Genomic DNA, 20174 nt, shown 5'->3' on the forward strand with positions numbered 1-20174 from the left:
GGCGATGCTTCTTTTATCGGATAAAAATTGGTGTTTACCAATTTGGCCTTTATTCCTGGTTTGAAATTCTGTAAATTTGTTTTAATTTAAAAAGGAACAAAAATATATGGGTAAAAAAAGCATCAAAACAGCAGAACAAGTTGAGCCTTTATTTTCTGAATTTAAATCATACTCTGTAGCAGAAATATTGGCAGCCGGTGGAACAACTGCTTTTGCGAATAAATTGGGGAAACATCCGGAATTGATTGGCGAGAAGTTTAAAGAATTACCTGATGACGCTTTTCTTACTGATGAGGAAGTAACACTTGCGTTGAAAATGTTAAGAGAAAACAAGTGAGTTTGATGTTCGATACAAATGTCTTAATCAGTTTTGCGAAACACAAAGCGCCTCAACGGTTAATGCAAAAAATCAACCCAAATGAATTAAAAGTATTTGTAAATATTGTTTCTATTGCAGAGTCAAAATCAATTGCGTTAAAGAATAATTGGGGAATTAAAAAACGACAGACGTTAATTTCATTATTAGATGAACTAATTATTGTTGATATTAATGAAAATCTTGTTGATACTTATGCTGAAATTGATGCTTATTCTCAATGCCGAAATCCTTCTTACGCAAATTATCCTTTTGTAACGCCACGAAACATGGGCAAAAATGATTTGTGGATTGCTTCTACTGCGGCATTACTTGGTTTGAAATTGGTAACAACCGATGCCGATTTTAACCATTTGCATCAGGTGTTTTTGGAAGTTCAGTATCTAAAACCGGAACTGTTGAAATGAAGTAATACGTTTCTGCAGGCCATTCTTTCCCCGCAAAACCAAAATCTTTTGCATATTTGGATAATTTAAAAATCCACAATTAGAGTTCAAAACAAAAATGAAAGTAGCAGTAGTAGGTGCCACCGGTTTGGTTGGAACGAAAATGTTGCAGGTTCTGGCAGAACGCAACTTCCCGGTAACAGAATTAATTCCGGTAGCATCAGAAAAGAGTATTGGCAAGGAAGTTGAGTTTAAGGGGAAAGCCTATAAAGTAGTTTCTGCGGAAACGGCCATCGGCATGAAACCTGATATTGCTTTGTTTTCGGCCGGAGGAAGCACTTCTTTGCAACAGGCACCGCTTTTTGCCGAGGCCGGGATTACCGTCATTGATAATTCCTCTGCCTGGCGCATGGACCCGACCAAAAAATTGGTTGTTCCGGAAGTGAATGCGCATGTTTTAACGGCGGAAGATAAAATTATCGCCAACCCAAATTGCTCCACAATACAACTGGTGGTGGCTTTAAAACCGCTTCATGATGCTTTCAAAATCAAACGTGTGGTGGTTTCCACTTATCAGTCGGTAACCGGAACGGGCGTAAAAGCAGTAGCGCAATTGATGGACGAGCGAAAAGGAATTGACGGGCCAATGGCTTATCCGTATAAAATTGATCTGAACGTTTTGCCGCAGATTGACGTCTTTACCGAAAACGGCTACACTAAAGAGGAGATGAAAATGGTGAACGAAACCAGGAAAATCATGGGCGACGATAGCATTAGGTTGACGGCAACCACAGTGCGTATCCCGGTAATGGGCGGCCATTCTGAAGCGGTGAACGTGGAGTTTGAAAAAGATTTTGATTTGGCGGGAGTTAGGTCAATTTTAGAAAAAGCACCGGGCGTTGTTGTGGTTGATGATGTTGCGAACCTGAAATACCCGATGCCGCTGGATGCACACGAAAAAGATGAAGTTTTTGTAGGTCGGATCCGCCGGGACGAAAGCCAGCCCAATACCTTAAACTGCTGGATTGTTTCTGATAATTTGAGAAAGGGTGCAGCTACAAATGCGGTGCAAATTGCGGAGTATTTGATGGCGCATCATTTAATCCGGCAAGCGGAAGCAGTAGCAGGTTGATTTTAAAAATAACTAATCTTGTAAAGGGCGGTAAGATATTCTTGTCGCCCTTTTTTTTAGTGATAAAAACAGCATGATCTCCCTTACCCACCGTGTTTTCCTGGAAGTAGCTGCGCATTTAAGCTTTTCCAAGGCTTCCAAAGCTTTGTTTATCAGCCAGCCTGCGGTAAGCAAGCAAATTAAAATACTGGAAGACCAGTACAAACTGGCGTTGTTTGAACGTAAAGGAAATTCGATATTGATCACCGAAGCCGGCCAAAAGCTTTACCAGTATTTGTTGGAAGCGCGGGAAATCGAAAAAAAGATAACATTTGACCTGCTGACTCTGAGCAGAGGGGAAAGTGCTGCCGGGTTTTTAAAATTAGGCGCCAGTACAACTATTGCTTTGTATGTTTTGCCTTCTATTTTGTCGGGTTTTCAGCAAAAGTTTCAAAACGTAGATGTGCAGTTGGTAAACCGGAATTCGGAAAACGTGATGAACGCTTTGTTGAACCATGAAATTGATGTCGGCATTATTGAAGTGGAAAATAAATTGACGACTGTTTCTTACCAGCATTTTTTAAATGATGAAGTAATTGCCGTTTGTTCCAAAAAAAGTACGTTAGCGGGAAAAAGTTTAACGATAGAAGAATTAAAAACTGTTCCGCTAGCTTTGCGCGAACGTGGTTCGGGCACTTTGCACGCACTTTTGCATGAGTTAGCCGTTCATCAGATTAAACCATCAGACTTAAAAGTTAAAATCAGGTTAGGCGGAACAGAAGCGCTTAAAAATTTTTTACTTGCCGATGAATGTCTCGGTTTTTTGCCGCGTCCTTCTATTTTACGCGAATTAAATTCAGGAGAACTGGTAGAAGTGCCGGTTACAGGTTTAGCCATCAAACGCGAGTTTTATTTTATCCGCAGAAAAGGAAGTGAAGAATACGGGCTCACCAAACAATTTATCCGTTATTGTTTATCTTCGTTATAATTGTTGGTTATAGCTCATCAAAAGTTTGTATAATCTAAGTAATACTACAGCAACTACTTTTGGCAGATGGAAACTTCTGTTCAAAGCGCATCTCTCGCTACCGATTTAATTTGTTCGCACTGCAAAAAAATTTACGATATTCATCAGTTACAAACTTTTTCCCACTGCTGCAACAAACCTTTTCTGGTAGAATATGATCTTTCTTCCGCTCCGCAAAAAGAGGAACTGAAAAACCGCCGCCAGGACATGTGGCGTTACCAGGAGTTTTTGCCCGTTTTTGAACCTGAAAGCATTGTTACTTTGGGAGAAGGTTACACGCCAACCCGTTTTTTCGAAACTTACAAAAAAGTAAAAATCTACCTGAAAGACGAAAGTTATAATCCTTCCGGCTCTTTCAAAGCGCGTGGAATTGGGATGGCAGTTTCCAAGGCCAAAGAATTTGGGATTACACATTGCATCGTTCCAACTGCCGGCAATGCTGGCGGCGCGCTGGCTGTTTTTTGTGCCAAAGCAGGCATTAAAGCAACGGTGGTAATGCCAAGTCATACGCCTTCAATTTTTATCCAGGAGTGTGAATTGCACGGCGCGGAAGTGATTTTGATTGACGGCCTGATTAATGATTGTGCAAAAAAAGTAGCCAAAATCAAATTGGAAACAAATGCTTTTGATGTTTCTACCTTAAAAGAACCTTACCGCATTGAAGGCAAAAAAACAATGGGCTACGAAATTGCAGAACATTTTAACTGGCAATTGCCCGATGTGATTGTTTATCCAACTGGCGGAGGAACAGGTTTGATCGGTATTTGGAAAGCTTTTAAAGAGATGCAGCAAATGGGCTGGATTGAAGGAAAATTACCAAGAATGGTTGCCGTGCAATCCGAAGCTTGCCAGCCGGTAGTTAAAGCGCATGCTTCTTTTACCGGCAAAAAATCGGTGTACGATCTTCCCACAGCTTCTGTGGCCAATGGTTTGGCGGTCCCTTTTCCTTTCGGGATGGATTTGATGATGGAAGTGCTGGCCGAATCAAACGGAACGGCAATTGCAGTTAGCGAAGAGGATATTATCAACACAACTAAAAAAGCTGCACGCGAAAAAGGTGTTTTATTAGCACCGGAAGGTGCGGCGGTTTGGAAAGCGACGCAAATGTTGATAGACGAGAATTGGATCAAAGCCGATGAAAATGTATTGATTCTGAATACGGGAACAGGTTATAAATATTTGGACAACATCATCGCCAGGCATTAAACGTCAAATTTTAATTCAAGTAAAACCAACGCCAGCATCAGTTGTAGTTTGGTTACAATTAATTAAAGCACGTAACTAATTTATAACGACATGGCTGATCTGAGCAATAAAACAATCGCAATATTAACCGAAGAAGGTTTTGAACAGGTAGAACTGACCAGTCCGCAGGAAGCTTTAAAAGCAGCCGGTGCAACGGTTCACGTAATTTCACCGGAAGGCGGCGAGGTCAAAGCCTGGGACAAAACCAATTGGGGGATTACCATTACCGCTGATAAAAAACTGGAAGATGCAAACCCAGACGATTATGACGCTTTGGTGCTGCCTGGCGGCGTACTGAACCCCGACAAACTACGCCAAAATAAAGATGCCGTGGCTTTTGTTTCTGCATTTTTAGACGAAGGCAAACCCGTTGCCGCTATTTGCCATGGCCCGCAAACGTTGATCGAAACCGACATGATCAGCGGAAGAACGATGACTTCCTATCCATCGTTAAAAACCGATTTGAAAAACGCTGGCGTAAATTGGGTGGATGAAGAAGTGGTGGCCGATAAAGGTTTGGTAACCAGCCGCACTCCGGCAGATTTGCCTGCTTTTAACAAAAAAATGATCGAAGAGATTTTGGAAGGAAAGCACCAGGTGCCGGAAGTTCATCATTCTCCAGGCCAGGAAATCTAAAAAAGTACCGATAAAAACAGCATTGCAAAAAGCAGGATAATTTGTTGTCCTGCTTTTTTGTTGTTTTAACTTTGCAAAAACCTTAAACCTGATACCTCAAACCTCAATGTCCAAAAAAGCGATCATAATCGGTGCCGGAATTGCCGGAATTGCAACTTCAATTCGTTTGGCTGTTCAAGGTTTTTCGGTTGAAGTTTTTGAAGCGAACAGCTATCCCGGAGGAAAACTTGCTGAAATTACACTCGATGGCTTTCGTTTTGATGCCGGCCCGAGTTTGTTTACCATGCCGCAATACGTGGACGAACTGTTTGAACTGGCCGGAGAAAAACCCGATGCTTCTTTTACCTACCAAAAGTTGGCCTTGGTTTGCCGTTATTTCTATCCTGACGGAACTTCGCTTGATGCTTCTAACAACGAAGCTGTTTTTGCAGAAGAAATTAGCCGGAAAACAAAAGACCAACCGGAAACGATCAAAAGCTATCTTAAAAATAGCAGTCGGATTTACCAGATTACAAATCATGTTTTTTTGGAGAAATCTTTGCATAGGTTATCAACATACCTCAATTTTAAAACTTTGAGGTCGGTTTTACAATTGCCGCAAATTGATGCTTTCCGCTCGATGCACCAAGCAAACCATGCTTTTTTTACCGATGAAAAAATGGTGCAATATGCCGACCGGTTTGCTACTTACAACGGTTCAAATCCGTTTAAAGCACCGGCAACGCTCAATGTTATCCCGCATTTGGAGCAGCATTTCGGCGCTTATTTTCCTGATGGCGGCATGTACCAGATCACACTTTCATTGGTTGCATTGGCAGAAAGATTAGGCGTAAAGTTTCATTATAATTCTCCGGTAGAAAAAATTGTTATCGAAAGGAATGAAGTGAAAGGAGTAAAGAGCGAAGAGCGAGGATTTGTACCTGCGGATGTAGTTATTTCTAATGCTGATGTTTATTTTACGTATAAAAAGTTGCTGGCCGATCATCCAAAATTATTGCCAAAACGGATTTTAAAGCAGGAGCGGAGCAGTTCGGCTTTGATTTTTTATTGGGGGATTAATAAAGCTTTTCCGCAATTGGATTTGCATAATATTTTCTTTAGCAGCGATTACCGGCAGGAGTTTGAACACATCTGGAAACAGAAAAACATCAGCCCGGATCCTACAATCTACCTTAACATCAGTTCTAAGTACGAGGCAAAAGATGCGCCGCAAGGTTGCGAAAACTGGTTTACGATGATCAACGTTCCATCAAACCAGGGCCAGGATTGGGACAAGCTGATTACCGAAGCCAGAGAAAACATCATCCAAAAACTATCAAAAGCTTTGGGCGAAGATATTGACAAACTGATTGTTTGCGAAAATATTTTGGACCCGCGCAGTATTGAAAACAAAACATCTTCTTACCAGGGTTCTTTGTACGGAACGAGTTCAAACAGCCAGTTTGCGGCCTTTTTGCGCCATGCCAATAAATCTTCCAAAATCAAAAACCTGTTTTTTTGCGGCGGAAGTGTACATCCCGGCGGCGGCATCCCGCTGGCTTTACTTTCGGCAAAAATTGTGGGCGATTGGATTAAGAACTGAAAAAAATAGAAACAATTAGTACTGTTGCCTGTCTTTCTATCAATCAAATTAATTTAAAAAATATACCAAAATGGCAACTGCAAAATCTAAAACTGCTAAAAAACCAGAACGCACACCAGAACAAGAAAGCGCGTTAAAAGAATTGTTTACAGACGAATTGAAAGATATTTTATGGGCTGAAAACCAATTGGCAAAAAGCTTGGAGAAACTGGCCGCAGCAGCTACTTCCGAAGAATTAAAAAGTGCCTTTGAAACCCATATAACAGAAACCGAAGGACAAATAGAACGTTTGAAACAAGTTTTTGAATCCATCGGCGAAGAAGCAAAACCTAAAAAATGCGAAGCAATGGCAGGTTTGGCCAAAGAAGCCGAAGAACTAATCGAAAGTACAGAAGAAGGCACAGAAGTACGCGATGTGGCCTTGATTTCTGCCTCTCAAAAATGCGAGCATTATGAAATTGCCACTTATGGCACTTTAAAAACCCTGGCCGGTGTTTTAGGCTTTACCGAAGCACAAGGGTTGTTGGAAGAAACGTTGGAAGAAGAAAAGAAAACCGATAAACTGTTGACTCAGATTGCAGAAAGCACTATAAATGCTGCTGCAGCAAAAGAATAAGGAAAAAACATTTTTAAAAATTTAAAAAGGCCGTCGGTAAAACGATGGCCTTTTTGTTTGTCGTAAAAATAGTTATACTTGTTTCAATGGGTTTTTTGGAAATAAAAGGTTTGGGCAAAGTGCATTACCATGAGTACGGAAGCGGGAAAAAGTTGTTGTTTGCGTTTCATGGCTATGGCATGTCGGGCAGCCAGTTTGATGTTTTTGAGCAGTCTTTGCTAAAGCAGTTTCGCGTTGTTTCTTTTGACCATTTTTTTCACGGCACTTCTTATTTAAATGAGGTAAACGAAGCATCTATCCTTGCCGGCATGGAACCAAAATTTTTAAAGGAATACATCAACACTTGGTTTGAGGCATTTGGCGAAGAACGTTTTTCACTGCTGGGCTATTCCATCGGGGCAAACCTGGCGCTTTTTCTGGTCGGGCATTTTGCGCCGATAATAGATGAAATTATTTTGCTGGCCCCGGATGGTTTGGTGCTGCACAAAGGTTTTCATTTTTTGCGTACTTCTTTTATCGGGCAAAAAATCTTTAAAAAATTGACTTACAGCAACTGGATGATGCTGCGCGCTTTAAAATTGTTAAGGCAATTGCGGGTGATTGACCATAGTTTGTACACCATCGCGAAGCATGAAATATCAACACCGGAAAAACGGCTGAATGCTTATTTTACCATTCATTTTTTAAAAAACATCCGCCCGGACATCAACCGTGTTGCTGCCTTAATCAACCAAAACCACATCCGCTGCCGTTTGTATTTTGGTGAATTTGACGACCTTTTCCCTCCAAAAAACAGTAAAAAGCTTGTTCAGTTGCTTCTACGGCCCGAACTTTATGTAGTGCCGATGGGCCATTGGATGATTGTACCGGAACTGGATGTTTACATAGCCAAACAAACTGCATGATTACCAGCAAAAGGCACCTGTTGTTTTACAAAATCTTTTTGCCGTTTATGCGTTGGCGGATATTGCGGAGTTTTAAAGAACTCCAATTGTACAACCAGATTGAGCTAAAGCCCAACCACTCAGTGCTTCTTTTAGGCAACCATTTTAGTTGGTGGGACGGTTTTCTCACAGCCTATCTCGGACACTTCATCTTCAAAAAAAAGCTTTTTACCATGATGCAGGAAGACCATTTGCAAAAAAGGATGTGGCTGCGGCGCTTAGGCTCTTTTTCGATCAGCCGTACTTCGAGGGATATGTTGCAATCTATGCAATATGCCGCCACGCAATTAAACTGGCCGGAAAACCTGGTAACCGTTTTTCCGCAAGGCTCGCTGGAATCCAACCACAGTACCGAAATCAGGATCGAAAAAGGGATCAGTTACCTCATAAAAAACATCAAAGGCAATTGCCAGATTGTGTATTGTGCGGTTTTGATTGATTATTTTGAAAGTTTTAAACCTACGGCTTATTTTCATTTGTTGGATTGCGGCACAAACCATGATTTTAATTTAGAAAAACTTAATCGGCAAGTCAACGATTTTCATCGGAAAGCGTTGGAAAACCAAACCAAAGTTGCGCACTAAAAAAGTATCGGTAAAAGAAGTATGGTTAAAAATAAAAACAATTGGTTTATCTTCCGCTTCTTTTCCTGGTATATCTCGCGGCGTGTTACCAAACATTTCCACCAAGTTGATTTTAACAAAATTGATGTAAACTCGCAAAAATCAGTTTTACTAATTGCCAACCATTACAGTTGGTGGGATGGTTTTTTGTTTTTTTACCTTAACAAACTGCTTTTTAAAAAGAAGTTTCATGTGATGATTTTGGAAGAAACCATTTTAGAACATGCTTTTTTGAAATACATGGGTTCATTTTCGGTTTCCAAAGGTTCAAAAAGTATCATCGAAACTTTAAAATATGCCGGAGGTTTATTGAACGATCCGGAAAATTTATTGCTGATTTTTCCGCAGGGAAAGCTGTTTTCCAATTTCGTTGATGACGTGGTTTTCGAAAAAGGATTAAGCAAGATCATTGCTTTTGGCCAACAAAAATTTCAAACCGTTTTCGCTGCTTCTTTTACCGAGTATTTTTCTCAGCCTAAACCCACTACTTTTATTTATCTAAAAAACGACGAAACGGCAAACTTTGCCACGCTGGCCGATGTTGTTTCGGCATACCAAAAGCACTATCGGCAAAGTAAAAAAGTGCAATCTGCAATTGTTAAATAATGGCTATTTTTTTTTGTTACATCATTTATTTTTTTCTGATTTTGCGCTTTTGCGTTACGCTTTTTAATTTTATTTCCAACCCTAAACTAACCAAAGTTTCGCACCAATACCACGATCTGGTTTCAATCCTGATCCCGGCCCGCGATGAAGAAAAAAACATCCTCACACTGCTGCAATCAATTGACGGCCAAGATTATCAAAACATTGAAGTAATTGTTTTAGACGACCATTCAAGCGACGAAACTTATAACTTGTGTAATGGTTTCGCGCAAAAACACTCGTTTTTTAAAGTGATAAAAGGCAAGCCTTTGCCCAATGGCTGGCTTGGTAAAAATTACGCCTGCTATCAATTGGCGCAACAGGCAAAAGGCAAGTACCTGTTGTTTTTGGATGCTGATGAAGAAGTGGAAAACGGGCTGATCAACAGTTCGGTTTACCGCACCAAAGTCCATCGTTTGGCTTTGCTCAGCCTTTTTACCAATCAGGTGATGGTTACATTGGGCGAAAAATCAGTTGTTCCATTGATGCACTACATGCTGCTTAATTTGCTGCCTTTGCGGCTGATCTATCTTTCTAAAAACCCGGCTTTTGCAGCGGCCAGCGGACAGTTTATGTTTTTTGAGGCCGAGAAATACCACCAGTACCAATGGCACGAAAAAGTGAAAAACCAGGTGGTGGAAGATGTGGAAATTATGAAACAGGTAAAGCAAAACCGCTTGAAAGGCGAGGGCTTGCTGGCCAATGGTTTTATCCGCTGCCGGATGTACAACGGTTATCAGGATGCGGTCAACGGTTTCAGCAAAAATTTTTTGGCACCGTTTAATTACAGCATTGTTACTTTTTTGCTGTACCTGGTTTTTCTGATCGGCGGCCCGGTTTTGGTCGGCCTCACCCTAAATTTACAATTGTTTTTGATGATGCTTTCGCTCATCGTTTTAACACGGATCATGATCTCGCTGTCGTCCGGTCAAAACGCAGTTTATAATGTATTGCTGCACCCTTTACAAATGGTAAGTTTAATTGTGGTGGCGTATCTTTCGATAACAAAACACTTAACAAAAACGGTTACTTGGAAAGGAAGAAAAGTTTGAGGTACAGCAAAACCAATGTTTCCGTCTTCGTCATTGTCCTTTTTCATATCGTTGGTTTAACCGGGTTTTTAGTGCCTTTTTTGCGGCCGCTTTTTTTGCAGGTTGTTCCGTTCCATTTATTGCTGATGCTGTTTTTACTGCTTATAAATCATCACGGGAGGTTTTCTAAATTGATCTTGTTTGCTGCCATCGTGATGCTTTCAGGTTTTGCTGCGGAGTGGGTTGGCGTGCACAAACACTGGCTTTTTGGCAATTACGTTTACGGAAAAACTTTGGGTTTTAAGCTGAAGGACATTCCGTTAATGATTGGCGTAAACTGGTTTCTATTGATCTATTCAACCGGCGTGTTCATCAAAAAAGTACCGGTAAAAGAAGCATGGCTTAAAATTGTCATTGGAAGCATTTTGCTGGTTTTGCTCGATTTGCTGATCGAACCGGTTGCCATCCATTTTGATTACTGGCACTGGCTTTCCGGCTTTGTGCCAATCAAAAATTATATCGGCTGGGTTCTTGTCAGTTTGCCTTTACTTGCTGTTTTTCAATTGTTTGATTTTCGGTTTCAAAACAAAGTTGCGCCGGTTTTGCTGTTGGTCCAGTTCCTGTTTTTTGCAGTTTTGAATTTTGTCTGATAATTAAGGAACTTATATCCGGCATTTTCCGTTAAATTTGTACTTATGGAAAACTATCAGTTACAGGTAACAATAGATCAGGATTCCGGCTTTTGTTTCGGTGTAGTTTATGCCATTGATATGGCAGAAGAAATTTTGGAACAGGATGGTTACCTATATTGTTTGGGCGATATTGTGCACAACGACGAAGAGGTGGAACGTCTGAAACTGAAAGGTTTGCGTATTATTTCGCATGAGGATTTGCCCAAACTGCAGCACGAAAAAGTGTTGATCCGCGCACATGGCGAAGCGCCCGAAACTTACCGTGTCGCACTCGAAAACAATATTAATTTAATTGATGCTTCCTGTCCGGTAGTGTTGAAATTACAAAACCGGATCAAAAGTTCGCACGACCAGGACGAAAAGATTTTGATTTTTGGCAAACACGGCCATGCAGAAGTAATTGGTCTACAAGGGCAAACCAACAACGAAGCGTTGGTATTTCAGGATATAAAAGAATTGGATGCGGTTGATTTGCCGCAAAAATTTACGTTGTACAGCCAAACCACCAAAAGCATGGAAAAGTTTTATCATATCAAAGATGAACTTTTAAGCCGTGGCCATGAAGTAATTGCCAACGATACCATTTGCCGCCAGGTTTCTAACCGCGACAAAGATTTGCCGGAGTTTGTACGCCGGTTTGATAAAATACTTTTTGTATCCGGCCGAAAATCTTCAAACGGAAAAGTTTTGTACGAAGTTTGCCGCAAGCATAACCCAAACACCTATTTCGTTTCTTCTCCCGAAGAATTGGAGGTTTCCATGTTTTCGCCAAATGATAAAGTTGGTATTTGCGGCGCAACCTCCACGCCCATGTGGCTGATGAAAAAAGTGAAAAAAGTTTTAGAACAATATTAAAAACATCATGGCCGATCTGACTATCAAAAAATATACAGCTTCCGGCCTGGGCTTGATGTTTGCAATGCTCGTTATTTCATGCTGGGTTATCTCCACCGTTTTGTTAATGCGCTGGCATTTCAACTGGAGCAATCCCTTGGTTTACCTGTTGATTTTAGTGCAAATGCACTTATACACTGGCCTTTTCATTACAGCGCATGATGCAATGCACGGCACGGTTTCCTCAAATCCAATTGTAAACCGAGTAGTCGGACAAGTTTGCACCTTGTTTTACGCCGCTTTTTGGTACCCAAAATTGTACACCAAACACCATTTGCACCATAGCCACGTGCATACCGAGCACGATCCGGATTACCACAACGGTAATTTTTTGAGTTGGTTTTTTCGTTTCTTCCGCAATTACCTTACTATCTGGCAGGTTGTTTTTATGGCGGTTTTGTTTAACGTTTTGAAGGTTTGGGTTCCGCAGCAAAACCTCATTTTGTTTTGGGTTTTGCCCTCGCTGCTCAGCACCTTGCAGCTTTTTTACTTCGGCACTTACTTGCCACACAAAGGCGAGCACGATAATAAGCACCATTCTACCACGCAAAGCAAAAACCATGTGGTTGCTTTTTTTACCTGCTATTTTTTCGGCTATCATTATGAACACCATGATGCGCCGGGAACGCCTTGGTGGTTGTTGTGGAAAATGAAAGGTGTTTGAGCAAAACATTTTTTCTGTTTAAACAAACTTTAACAAGATTGAGGGTAAACCATAAAATTTGCTTAAGCTTTTATTGCTGGATCAACTATTTTGCCATGCTTCTTTTAGCATTATAAAATTAGTGTTAGGATTATATCCTTCATACAAAAACCAGAAACGCATACATAAAATTAGATGCTAAAAAAAGCTTTGATTATTTTTTCTTTCTTGCCAATTTCAATCTATCAAACAAATAGTACCATGTGTAATAGCTAATTACCGCGGTTCTAAATTGCTTACCTCTACCTGCAGCTTTTGCAGGTCTTGATTAACAAGACGAACCATAACTTCAATCTCTGTAAGCATATTAGAAAGGGTGTGGAGATCGTCAATATGGTAACTTCCGCCGTTATCAAAAAATAATTTTTGCTGCTGCTTTTGCTGTTGAGGTTTACCTTTAGTCAACTGGTCGTACTTTGTCCAGCGCATGCGGGAGGTTTGGAGTAGTGAACGCATAGCTTCGTCAGAACGTCCTTCCCGCTTTTCATTAAGTATAATCCAAAGGCCGGGCGGGTACAAGGCCGAGCGTGAGTGTTGGTACCATACGTCGGTAAGCAGGTTTTGGTTAATCGGGTAATTTATTTTGGGGTTTACGAAGATAGTAGCAACCCCTAATGCAGCACTTAGGACGGCAGTGCTTACTGTTAGCACCAGGTTTAAGTCTGAATTTTTTACTGTTGCGCTAATGGTACCGCTGGCTGCACCAAGCAGTAATGAACCAACAGTAAGGTTATTTCGCTGCTTATCTTCCCGTCCTTGCAATGCTATGGCCGACTGTTCGGCACGCTGCCTCTCACATTCCAACTCCTCGGCAACCTGCAGTACATCTGCCGAAGCATCAACTATTTGCAAAACAATTGCTTTGCGTTGTTTCAAAAAATCCGGATAAGCAGGGCTTATAGGCGTAAGGCCTTTGCCCTTTTGAATAAGTTGCTGCAAACCAGGATCAAAGCCATAAGCATGGGTTAACTGAAGGCTGCGATGTGATAAGCCTTGCGCAATGTTTGTATCAAGCATCGGTAAAGATGCAGCCTTGTTGGCCTGAAGCGTATCAATGGTAAAAAGCTGGTGCGGTACTGCGCAATAGTTATTGGTATTTTCATCACTGTTGCGGGCCGGACGAATTGTACCGCAACCTTGTGCTATAATCAACAAAGCTAACAACCAAATTAGGTTTGACTGATATAAATATTTCATTGGGATCGGAATTAATAGTAGGTTAAACTTTAGTTGAATAAACAAAATTAGTATATAATATGGTTTGAACTTTGGGCATGTTTAAATCTTGTTCGTTATATTTTTCATGCTTCTTTTAGCACCAATTTTTTGGTGCTAAAAGAAGCATGATTGTTTTTTAGGTAGAAGTAGTGTGTTATCGCCCTGTAAAATTGATTTTTGCCGATCAGTTTCATAGCAACCCCAACCCAATAAAACCTATTTTTGCACGATAAAAGAAGCATTGCCGCAAACAGTTTATGGGAAAAAAAGGGGTTTTATTGGTGAATTTGGGTACGCCCGACAGTCCGAAAACAGCAGATGTACGGAAATACCTGGATGAGTTTTTGATGGACGGCCGCGTAATTGACATTAATCCTGTTACCCGTGCTTTGCTGGTAAAGGGGGCTATCGTGCCGTTTCGTGCACCAAAATCTGCTAAGTTGTATCGCGAAATCTGGTCAGACCAAGACGGTTCCCCTTTATTATATTACAGTATCAAGCAAGCCGAATTGTTGCAGGAAAGCCTGGGCGATGATTATCAGGTAGAACTGGCCATGCGCTATCAAAGCCCTTCGATAGAATCTGCCTTAGAAAAATTAAAAGCTGCCAACATAGATAGTTTAAAAGTAGTTGCTTTGTTTCCGCAATACGCTTCGGCCAGCAGCGGTTCGGTTTATCAAAAAGTGATGGAATTGGTAAGCAAATGGCTGACTATTCCTGATTTGTCTTTTGTCAATTCATTCCACAACAACGAACTGATGATCGAAAACTTTGCGGAGAACGGACGTAAATACCAGCCAGAAACTTATGACCATATTTTGTTTAGTTTCCATGGTTTGCCGCAAAGGCAGTTGATCAAATCAGATCCAACTCAAAAACATTGTTTGAAAGTTGACAATTGCTGTTCCGTTTTAACCGATGCCAACAAGTTTTGCTATTCGGCACAATGCCACGACACAGCGCGTTTAATTGCTGAAAAACTAAACCTGCCTAAAGAAAAATACACCATTTGCTTTCAATCCCGTTTAGGAAACGACCCATGGGTAAAGCCTTATACGGTTGAAGTGGTGGCCGAACTAGCCAAAAAAGGCGTGAAAAAGATGTTGGTTTTTTGTCCGGCTTTTGTGGCCGATTGCTTGGAAACGGTTTACGAAGTTTCGATAGAATACCAGGAAGAGTTTAAAGCTTTGGGCGGAGAAAAAATACAATTGGTAGAAAGCTTGAACGATTCGACTAAGTTTATTGAAGCTTTGAAAGAAATGGTTTTGGTTTGAGGTTGTCATTCCGACGTTAGGAGGAATCTTATTTGAAGCGGCAGACTTATATCTTATTGAAATAAGATTTCTCCCTTCGATGGAAATGACAGCGCACATACTTCTTTTATCGGCATAAAAGAAGCATCAGAAAAAGAGAAGCATTATTTATCACGATTCTAAAAATCATGCGTCTGGATATAGTTCATGATTTTGTCTGTCGCGCCCGTGTTTTGCTTTGTATAATTTTTAGCTTTGGTTGATGCTTGCTGATAAAAACCTTCATCTGTAATTAACCGCGCCACGATGTTTTCCAGCGATGCTTCGTTTACCACCGAAAAACCTGCGTTAAGTTCAATCAAATCTTTAGCTTCTTTAAATTTATGATAAACCGGGCCAAAAATAACCGGCAAACCAAAAGCAGCAGCTTCCAACGTGTTGTGGATGCCGGTGCCAAATCCGCCACCGATATAAGTCAGGTTTCCATATTGGTAAAGCCTGGAAAGCAAACCGATATTATCAATCACCAAAACCTGTTTTTGCTTTAAAAGATCAAGATCAGCAGTAATTTCAGAATAACAAACCGTTTTTTCTTTCTGAAATTTTTGCAGCAGGTTGCTGATTTTTTCTTTGCCGATCTCGTGCGGCGCAAGGATAAATTTCCAATTCGGATAAATTAAAACTAGTCTGGCAATCAAATCTTCATCCGGCGGCCAGGTGCTTCCGGCAATAAATACTTGCTGTCCGGCTTTAAATGCTTCAATCGCTTCCAACGGTTTTACGTTTTGTGCATTTTCCCAAACCCGGTCAAAACGCGTATCGCCGCTAACCGTAACGTTATCAATATTAATTTCTTTCAGCAGTGTTTTGGAAACTTCATCCTGAACAAAAAAATGTTGTGCTAAAAGAAGCATGTTGCGGTAAAAGCCACCATAACTTCTGAAAAATATTTGCTGCGGACGGAAGATTGCCGAGATCATGTATAACGGGATTTCGCGCTGGTACAATTCGTCCATCATAAAATACCAGTATTCGTACTTTGTAAAAACGGCGATTTTTGGGTTGATGGCACTTAGAAATTCCCTGGCATTTTTACGCGTGTCCAAAGGCAAATAATAAACAAAATCAGCTAAAGGCGTGTTTTTCCGAACTTCATAACCCGAAGGAGAAAAAAAAGTAACTACTGTTTTTACCGATGTATTTTCGGTGCGCAACTTTTCGAGCACCGGCCGCCCTTGTTCAAACTCGCCAAGAGAAGAAAAGTGGAACCAAATGCTTTCTTTTAACGTAACAAGCCTTTGTTTGCGCCGGCCTTCAATCCATAATTTTGCTTTCGGGTTAAAAAAAGAAGCCAGCCAGATGCCAAACTGATAGCTATAAATGCTGATACGGTATAAAAAAAGCATCTGTAAACAATAATTTATATATTCGTCGAAGGTAAAATTTAATCTTAAAACAAAAATTTGAAATATGAAAATAGCCGTAGTAGGAACAGGTTATGTTGGATTAGTTACAGGAACATGCCTTGCAGAAACCGGAAACGAGGTGATCTGCGTAGACATTAACGAAGAAAAAGTAAAGGCCATGCAAGACGGTATTTTGCCAATCTATGAGCCTGGTTTAGAGCAGCTTTTTCACCGGAACATTAAGCAAGACCGCTTGCATTTTACCAAAAATTTGCCCGAAGCCATTAAAGAAGCGCAAGTAATTTTTCTGGCTTTGCCAACGCCTCCGGGAGGAGATGGTTCGGCAGATTTAAGTTACGTTTTGGGTGCTGCAAAAGACATTGCCAAACTGATTACTGAATATAAAGTGATCATCACCAAATCTACCGTTCCAGTTGGTACGGCAGATAAAGTAACAGCTGTTTTTAAAGAAAATACTTCGGTAGAATTTGCCGTAGTTTCTAACCCGGAGTTTTTGCGTGAAGGCGTTGCGGTAGAAGACTTTATGAAACCAGACCGTGTTGTAATTGGTACTTCAGATGAACGCGCGCGAGAGGTTTTAGCGGAGTTGTACAGCCCATATGTGCGCCAAGGAAACCCAATTTTGTTTATGGACGAGCGTTCTTCGGAACTGACAAAATATGCGGCCAATTCATTCCTCGCCACCAAAATAACTTTTATGAACGAAGTGGCTAATATGTGCGAACTGGTTGGTGCCAATGTAGATATGGTTCGTGCCGGTATCGGTGCTGATGCGCGGATTGGCAAACGTTTTTTATTCCCGGGCGTGGGTTACGGTGGCAGTTGCTTCCCAAAAGATGTACAGGCGATGGCAAAATCAGCCAAAGAACATGGCTACGATTTCAAGATCCTGGATTCTGTAATGGAAGTAAATGAAGTACAGAAAAAAAAGCTGGTAAAAAAAGTATTGGAATATTATAAAGATGGCATTCAGGGCAAAAAGTTTGCGCTTTGGGGCTTGGCTTTCAAACCGGAAACTGATGACATCCGCGAAGCACCCGCTTTGTACATTATTGAAGAGTTGCTGAAAGAAGGTGCAACGGTTGTAGCTTATGACCCGGAAGGAATGCCAAACGTAAAGCGTTTGTTGGGCGATAAAATTACTTATGCGCCAGACCGTTATGCCGCTTTAGATGGTGCAGATGCTTTATTGATCGTTACGGAATGGTCGGTTTTCAGGACGCCGGATTTTCAATATATGAAAGAGAAAATGAAGAATCATGTTATTTTTGATGGCAGGAACTTATACGATCTGGATAAAATGACTAAAAACGGGTTTTATTACAGCAGCATCGGAAGGAAAACTATTGAATAATGGAAAACAGAAAACGTATTTTAATTACCGGTGCCGCCGGGTTTTTGGGTTCTCATTTGTGCGACCGATATATCAAAGAAGGTTTCCATGTAATTGCTATGGACAACTTAATTACCGGCGACCTAAGAAACATTGAACATCTTTTCCCGCTGGAAAACTTTGAGTTTTACAACCACGATGTATCTAAATATGTGCATGTTTCGGGCAAGTTGGACTACATTTTGCACTTTGCTTCGCCTGCCAGTCCAATTGATTATCTGAAAATCCCGATCCAAACTTTAAAAGTTGGCTCTCTCGGTACACATAATTTATTAGGTTTGGCAAAAGATAAAAAGGCAAGAATCTTGGTTGCTTCCACTTCCGAAGTTTATGGCGATCCAAATGTAAACCCGCAACCTGAAGAATATTGGGGCAATGTAAATCCGGTTGGCCCGCGTGGCGTTTACGATGAAGCCAAGCGTTTCCAGGAAGCGATCACGATGGCTTACCATACTTTTCACAGTGTAGAAACCAGGATCATCCGTATTTTTAATACTTACGGGCCTCGGATGCGCTTAAACGACGGACGTGTTTTGCCGGCATTTATCGGCCAGGCTTTAAGAGGCGAGGAGTTGACTGTTTTTGGCGATGGCTCGCAAACGCGCTCTTTTTGTTATGTGGATGATTTGGTGGAAGGGATTCACCGTTTGTTGCTGAGCGATTACGTGCAGCCAATGAACATTGGCAACCCGGACGAAATTACGATCAGGCAGTTTGGGGAAGAAATCATCAAACTAACCGGAACTAACCAGCAATTGGTAAGCAAGCCATTACCAACAGATGACCCGAAACAACGCCGTCCGGATATTACAAAAGCCCGCGCCATATTGGGCTGGGAACCAAAAGTTAACCGCGCCGAAGGGTTAAAAATCACTTACGAATACTTTAAATCATTGCCGGACATCGAAATACAACACAAAGATTTTGCTTACTATAATAAATAATCATGTCAAAAATTTTGGTTACAGGCGGTTTGGGCTTTATTGGATCGCACACCGTTGTTGAACTGGTAAATGCAGGTTTTGAGCCGGTTATTGTTGACAACCTTTCCAACTCAAACCCTAAAATATTAGACCAGTTAGGTAAGATATTAGGTTTTAAACCGGTTTGTTATGATTTGGACCTTTGCTATGAACACCAGATCTCAGAGTTGGTAGGCAAGGAACCTGAGCTGGCTGGTATCATCCACTTTGCAGCATCAAAAGCAGTAGGAGAATCGGTACAAAAACCTTTGATGTATTACAAAAACAACTTTTTTTCTTTGATCAATTTGCTGGAAGCATACAAGGGAAAGAAACTGAATTTTGTTTTTTCTTCCAGTTGCACCGTTTATGGCCAGCCTGACGAGTTGCCGGTTACCGAAAAAGCACCGATAAAAACAGCAACCTCTCCATACGGCAACACCAAGCAGGTTTCAGAGGAAATTTTGCGTGACGTGGTTGCTTCCGGCAGTGCTTATAAAATTATTTCATTAAGGTATTTTAATCCGGTTGGCGCACATTCTTCTGCTTTGATTGGCGAACTTCCGATTGGTGTCCCTCAAAATTTAGTCCCTTTTATTACGCAAACTGCTATCGGCAAACGCCAGAAACTAACTGTTTTCGGTGATGATTATAACACGCCGGATGGCAGCAATGTGCGTGATTATATCCACGTGGTTGACTTGGCAAAAGCACATGTTGCTGCTTTAAAATACATGGAAACTGCTACCGATTTTACCAGTTATGATGTTTTTAATTTAGGCACGGGCAAAGGAAGTTCGGTGTTGGAAGTAATCCATGCGTTTGAAAAATCAACCGGTGTAAAACTGAATTATGATATTGGCCCTCGTCGGCCGGGCGATGTGGAGCAGGTTTGGGGCGATGTTTCCAAAGCAGCCGAAAAGCTGAAATGGAAAACCGAACTGGATGTAGAGCAGATGATGCTTTCCGCCTGGAACTGGGAAAAATATATCAACGAAAATCCTTTATAAAATAAGTAGGTAAAAGAAGCATTAATAATCTGTTTAAGCTTTTACAAAAAAATTTCAATGCTTCTTTTACCCTATAAAAATTGGTATTTTTACCAATTCAACTAAATCAAAACCAAGCATTACCAATTTTTAAGTGGTAAAAGAAGCATGGAAACCTTAATAAGTAAATTTAAAAACTTGCTCTAAGCTTTTATGAAAAAAAAAATAATCATTACCGGAGGTGCCGGGTTTATCGGTTCGCATGTGGTGCGTCGTTTTGTTAAAACTTATCCGCAGTACCACATTATCAATTTAGATAAATTAACGTATGCCGGAAACTTGGAAAATTTGCGGGATATTGAGGATGAACCAAACTACCAGTTTGTAAAAGGCGATATTGTTGATGCTTCTTTTATCTATG

The 20174-nt window shown here is 40.9% G+C and carries 21 protein-coding genes and 1 pseudogene (1 of these 22 running past the window's edge); 20 read left to right on the forward strand and 2 right to left on the reverse strand.

What is annotated here, in order from left to right; all coding sequences use genetic code 11:
* The first annotated feature begins 106 nt into the window (after positions 1-106).
* The 15 genes from Q0192_RS07170 to Q0192_RS07240 all read left to right on the forward strand — a co-directional run bounded on the left by Q0192_RS07170 (position 107) and on the right by Q0192_RS07240 (position 12472).
* Complete coding sequence (locus Q0192_RS07170) at positions 107-337, forward strand: hypothetical protein (protein ID WP_299288230.1); 231 nt, start codon at positions 107-109, stop codon at positions 335-337.
* 5 nt (positions 338-342) lie between these two features.
* On the forward strand, positions 343-783 hold the full coding sequence (locus tag Q0192_RS07175) for a type II toxin-antitoxin system VapC family toxin (RefSeq protein ID WP_299288233.1): 441 nt from the start codon (positions 343-345) through the stop codon (positions 781-783).
* A gap of 97 nt (positions 784-880) precedes the next feature.
* Positions 881-1894, forward strand: a complete 1014-nt coding sequence (locus Q0192_RS07180) for an aspartate-semialdehyde dehydrogenase (protein ID WP_299288236.1) — start codon at positions 881-883, stop codon at positions 1892-1894.
* 73 nt (positions 1895-1967) lie between these two features.
* Positions 1968-2861: a LysR family transcriptional regulator gene (locus Q0192_RS07185; RefSeq protein ID WP_299288239.1), complete on the forward strand. Its 894-nt coding sequence runs from the start codon at positions 1968-1970 to the stop codon at positions 2859-2861.
* A 66-nt stretch (positions 2862-2927) separates the two neighbouring features.
* Positions 2928-4106, forward strand: a complete 1179-nt coding sequence (locus Q0192_RS07190) for a threonine synthase (RefSeq protein WP_299288242.1) — start codon at positions 2928-2930, stop codon at positions 4104-4106.
* A 90-nt stretch (positions 4107-4196) separates the two neighbouring features.
* Positions 4197-4781 (forward strand): type 1 glutamine amidotransferase domain-containing protein, encoded by a 585-nt coding sequence (locus tag Q0192_RS07195; RefSeq protein WP_299288245.1) that lies wholly within the window; start codon positions 4197-4199, stop codon positions 4779-4781.
* Positions 4782-4887: 106 nt separating this feature from the next.
* Positions 4888-6363, forward strand: coding sequence for a 1-hydroxycarotenoid 3,4-desaturase CrtD (gene crtD / locus Q0192_RS07200; protein WP_299288248.1), 1476 nt, complete (start codon positions 4888-4890; stop codon positions 6361-6363).
* Positions 6364-6433: 70 nt separating this feature from the next.
* Positions 6434-6979 carry a DUF892 family protein gene (locus Q0192_RS07205; RefSeq protein ID WP_299288250.1) on the forward strand — a complete coding sequence of 182 codons (546 nt, stop codon included), beginning with the start codon at positions 6434-6436 and terminating at the stop codon, positions 6977-6979.
* A gap of 44 nt (positions 6980-7023) precedes the next feature.
* Positions 7024-7884 (forward strand): alpha/beta hydrolase, encoded by an 861-nt coding sequence (locus tag Q0192_RS07210; RefSeq protein WP_299288253.1) that lies wholly within the window; start codon positions 7024-7026, stop codon positions 7882-7884.
* 47 nt (positions 7885-7931) lie between these two features.
* The gene (locus Q0192_RS07215) at positions 7932-8507 is read left to right on the forward strand and encodes a 1-acyl-sn-glycerol-3-phosphate acyltransferase (RefSeq protein WP_299288256.1); all 576 of its coding nucleotides are present in this window, start codon (positions 7932-7934) and stop codon (positions 8505-8507) included.
* A gap of 21 nt (positions 8508-8528) precedes the next feature.
* Positions 8529-9152 carry a 1-acyl-sn-glycerol-3-phosphate acyltransferase gene (locus tag Q0192_RS07220; RefSeq protein WP_299288259.1) on the forward strand — a complete coding sequence of 208 codons (624 nt, stop codon included), beginning with the start codon at positions 8529-8531 and terminating at the stop codon, positions 9150-9152.
* A complete protein-coding gene (locus Q0192_RS07225; RefSeq protein ID WP_299288262.1) occupies positions 9152-10243 on the forward strand; it encodes a glycosyltransferase in 1092 nt (363 codons plus the stop codon). The genes Q0192_RS07220 and Q0192_RS07225 overlap by 1 nt, the downstream gene beginning before the upstream one ends.
* Entirely contained in the window at positions 10222-10872 is a 651-nt protein-coding gene (locus Q0192_RS07230) for a carotenoid biosynthesis protein (RefSeq protein WP_299288265.1), read from the forward strand. The genes Q0192_RS07225 and Q0192_RS07230 overlap by 22 nt, the downstream gene beginning before the upstream one ends.
* Positions 10873-10917: 45 nt before the next feature.
* Positions 10918-11769, forward strand: a complete 852-nt coding sequence (locus Q0192_RS07235; protein WP_299288268.1) for a 4-hydroxy-3-methylbut-2-enyl diphosphate reductase — start codon at positions 10918-10920, stop codon at positions 11767-11769.
* Between the two features lie 7 nt (positions 11770-11776).
* Positions 11777-12472, forward strand: a complete 696-nt coding sequence (locus Q0192_RS07240; protein WP_299288271.1) for a fatty acid desaturase — start codon at positions 11777-11779, stop codon at positions 12470-12472.
* A gap of 255 nt (positions 12473-12727) precedes the next feature.
* Here the strand turns inward: Q0192_RS07240 and Q0192_RS07245 are convergent, their stop codons facing one another.
* Positions 12728-13708, reverse strand: coding sequence for a hypothetical protein (locus Q0192_RS07245; protein ID WP_299288274.1), 981 nt, complete (start codon positions 13706-13708; stop codon positions 12728-12730).
* Between the two features lie 278 nt (positions 13709-13986).
* On the opposite strand from Q0192_RS07245, the gene hemH reads away from it, so the two are divergent.
* Complete coding sequence (gene hemH, locus Q0192_RS07250) at positions 13987-15003, forward strand: ferrochelatase (protein ID WP_299288276.1); 1017 nt, start codon at positions 13987-13989, stop codon at positions 15001-15003.
* Between the two features lie 158 nt (positions 15004-15161).
* On the opposite strand, the gene Q0192_RS07255 is transcribed toward hemH, so the two are convergent.
* Positions 15162-16388 carry a glycosyltransferase N-terminal domain-containing protein gene (locus Q0192_RS07255; protein WP_299288279.1) on the reverse strand — a complete coding sequence of 409 codons (1227 nt, stop codon included), beginning with the start codon at positions 16386-16388 and terminating at the stop codon, positions 15162-15164.
* 64 nt (positions 16389-16452) lie between these two features.
* Between Q0192_RS07255 and Q0192_RS07260 the strand changes: the two genes are divergently transcribed.
* The 4 genes and pseudogenes from Q0192_RS07260 to rfbB all read left to right on the forward strand — a co-directional run.
* On the forward strand, positions 16453-17763 hold the full coding sequence (locus Q0192_RS07260; RefSeq protein WP_299288282.1) for a UDP-glucose/GDP-mannose dehydrogenase family protein: 1311 nt from the start codon (positions 16453-16455) through the stop codon (positions 17761-17763).
* Positions 17763-18746, forward strand: a complete 984-nt coding sequence (locus Q0192_RS07265; protein WP_299288285.1) for a UDP-glucuronic acid decarboxylase family protein — start codon at positions 17763-17765, stop codon at positions 18744-18746. Before Q0192_RS07260 ends, Q0192_RS07265 begins: the two co-directional genes overlap by 1 nt.
* A gap of 2 nt (positions 18747-18748) precedes the next feature.
* Positions 18749-19774 (forward strand): UDP-glucose 4-epimerase GalE, encoded by a 1026-nt coding sequence (galE, locus tag Q0192_RS07270; protein ID WP_299288288.1) that lies wholly within the window; start codon positions 18749-18751, stop codon positions 19772-19774.
* Positions 19775-19966: 192 nt separating this feature from the next.
* Positions 19967-20174: pseudogene (gene rfbB, locus Q0192_RS07275) on the forward strand (dTDP-glucose 4,6-dehydratase) (it continues 858 nt past the right edge of the window).

This window comes from uncultured Mucilaginibacter sp. (assembly GCF_937859865.1).
Classification (GTDB): Bacteria; Bacteroidota; Bacteroidia; order Sphingobacteriales; family Sphingobacteriaceae; genus Mucilaginibacter_A.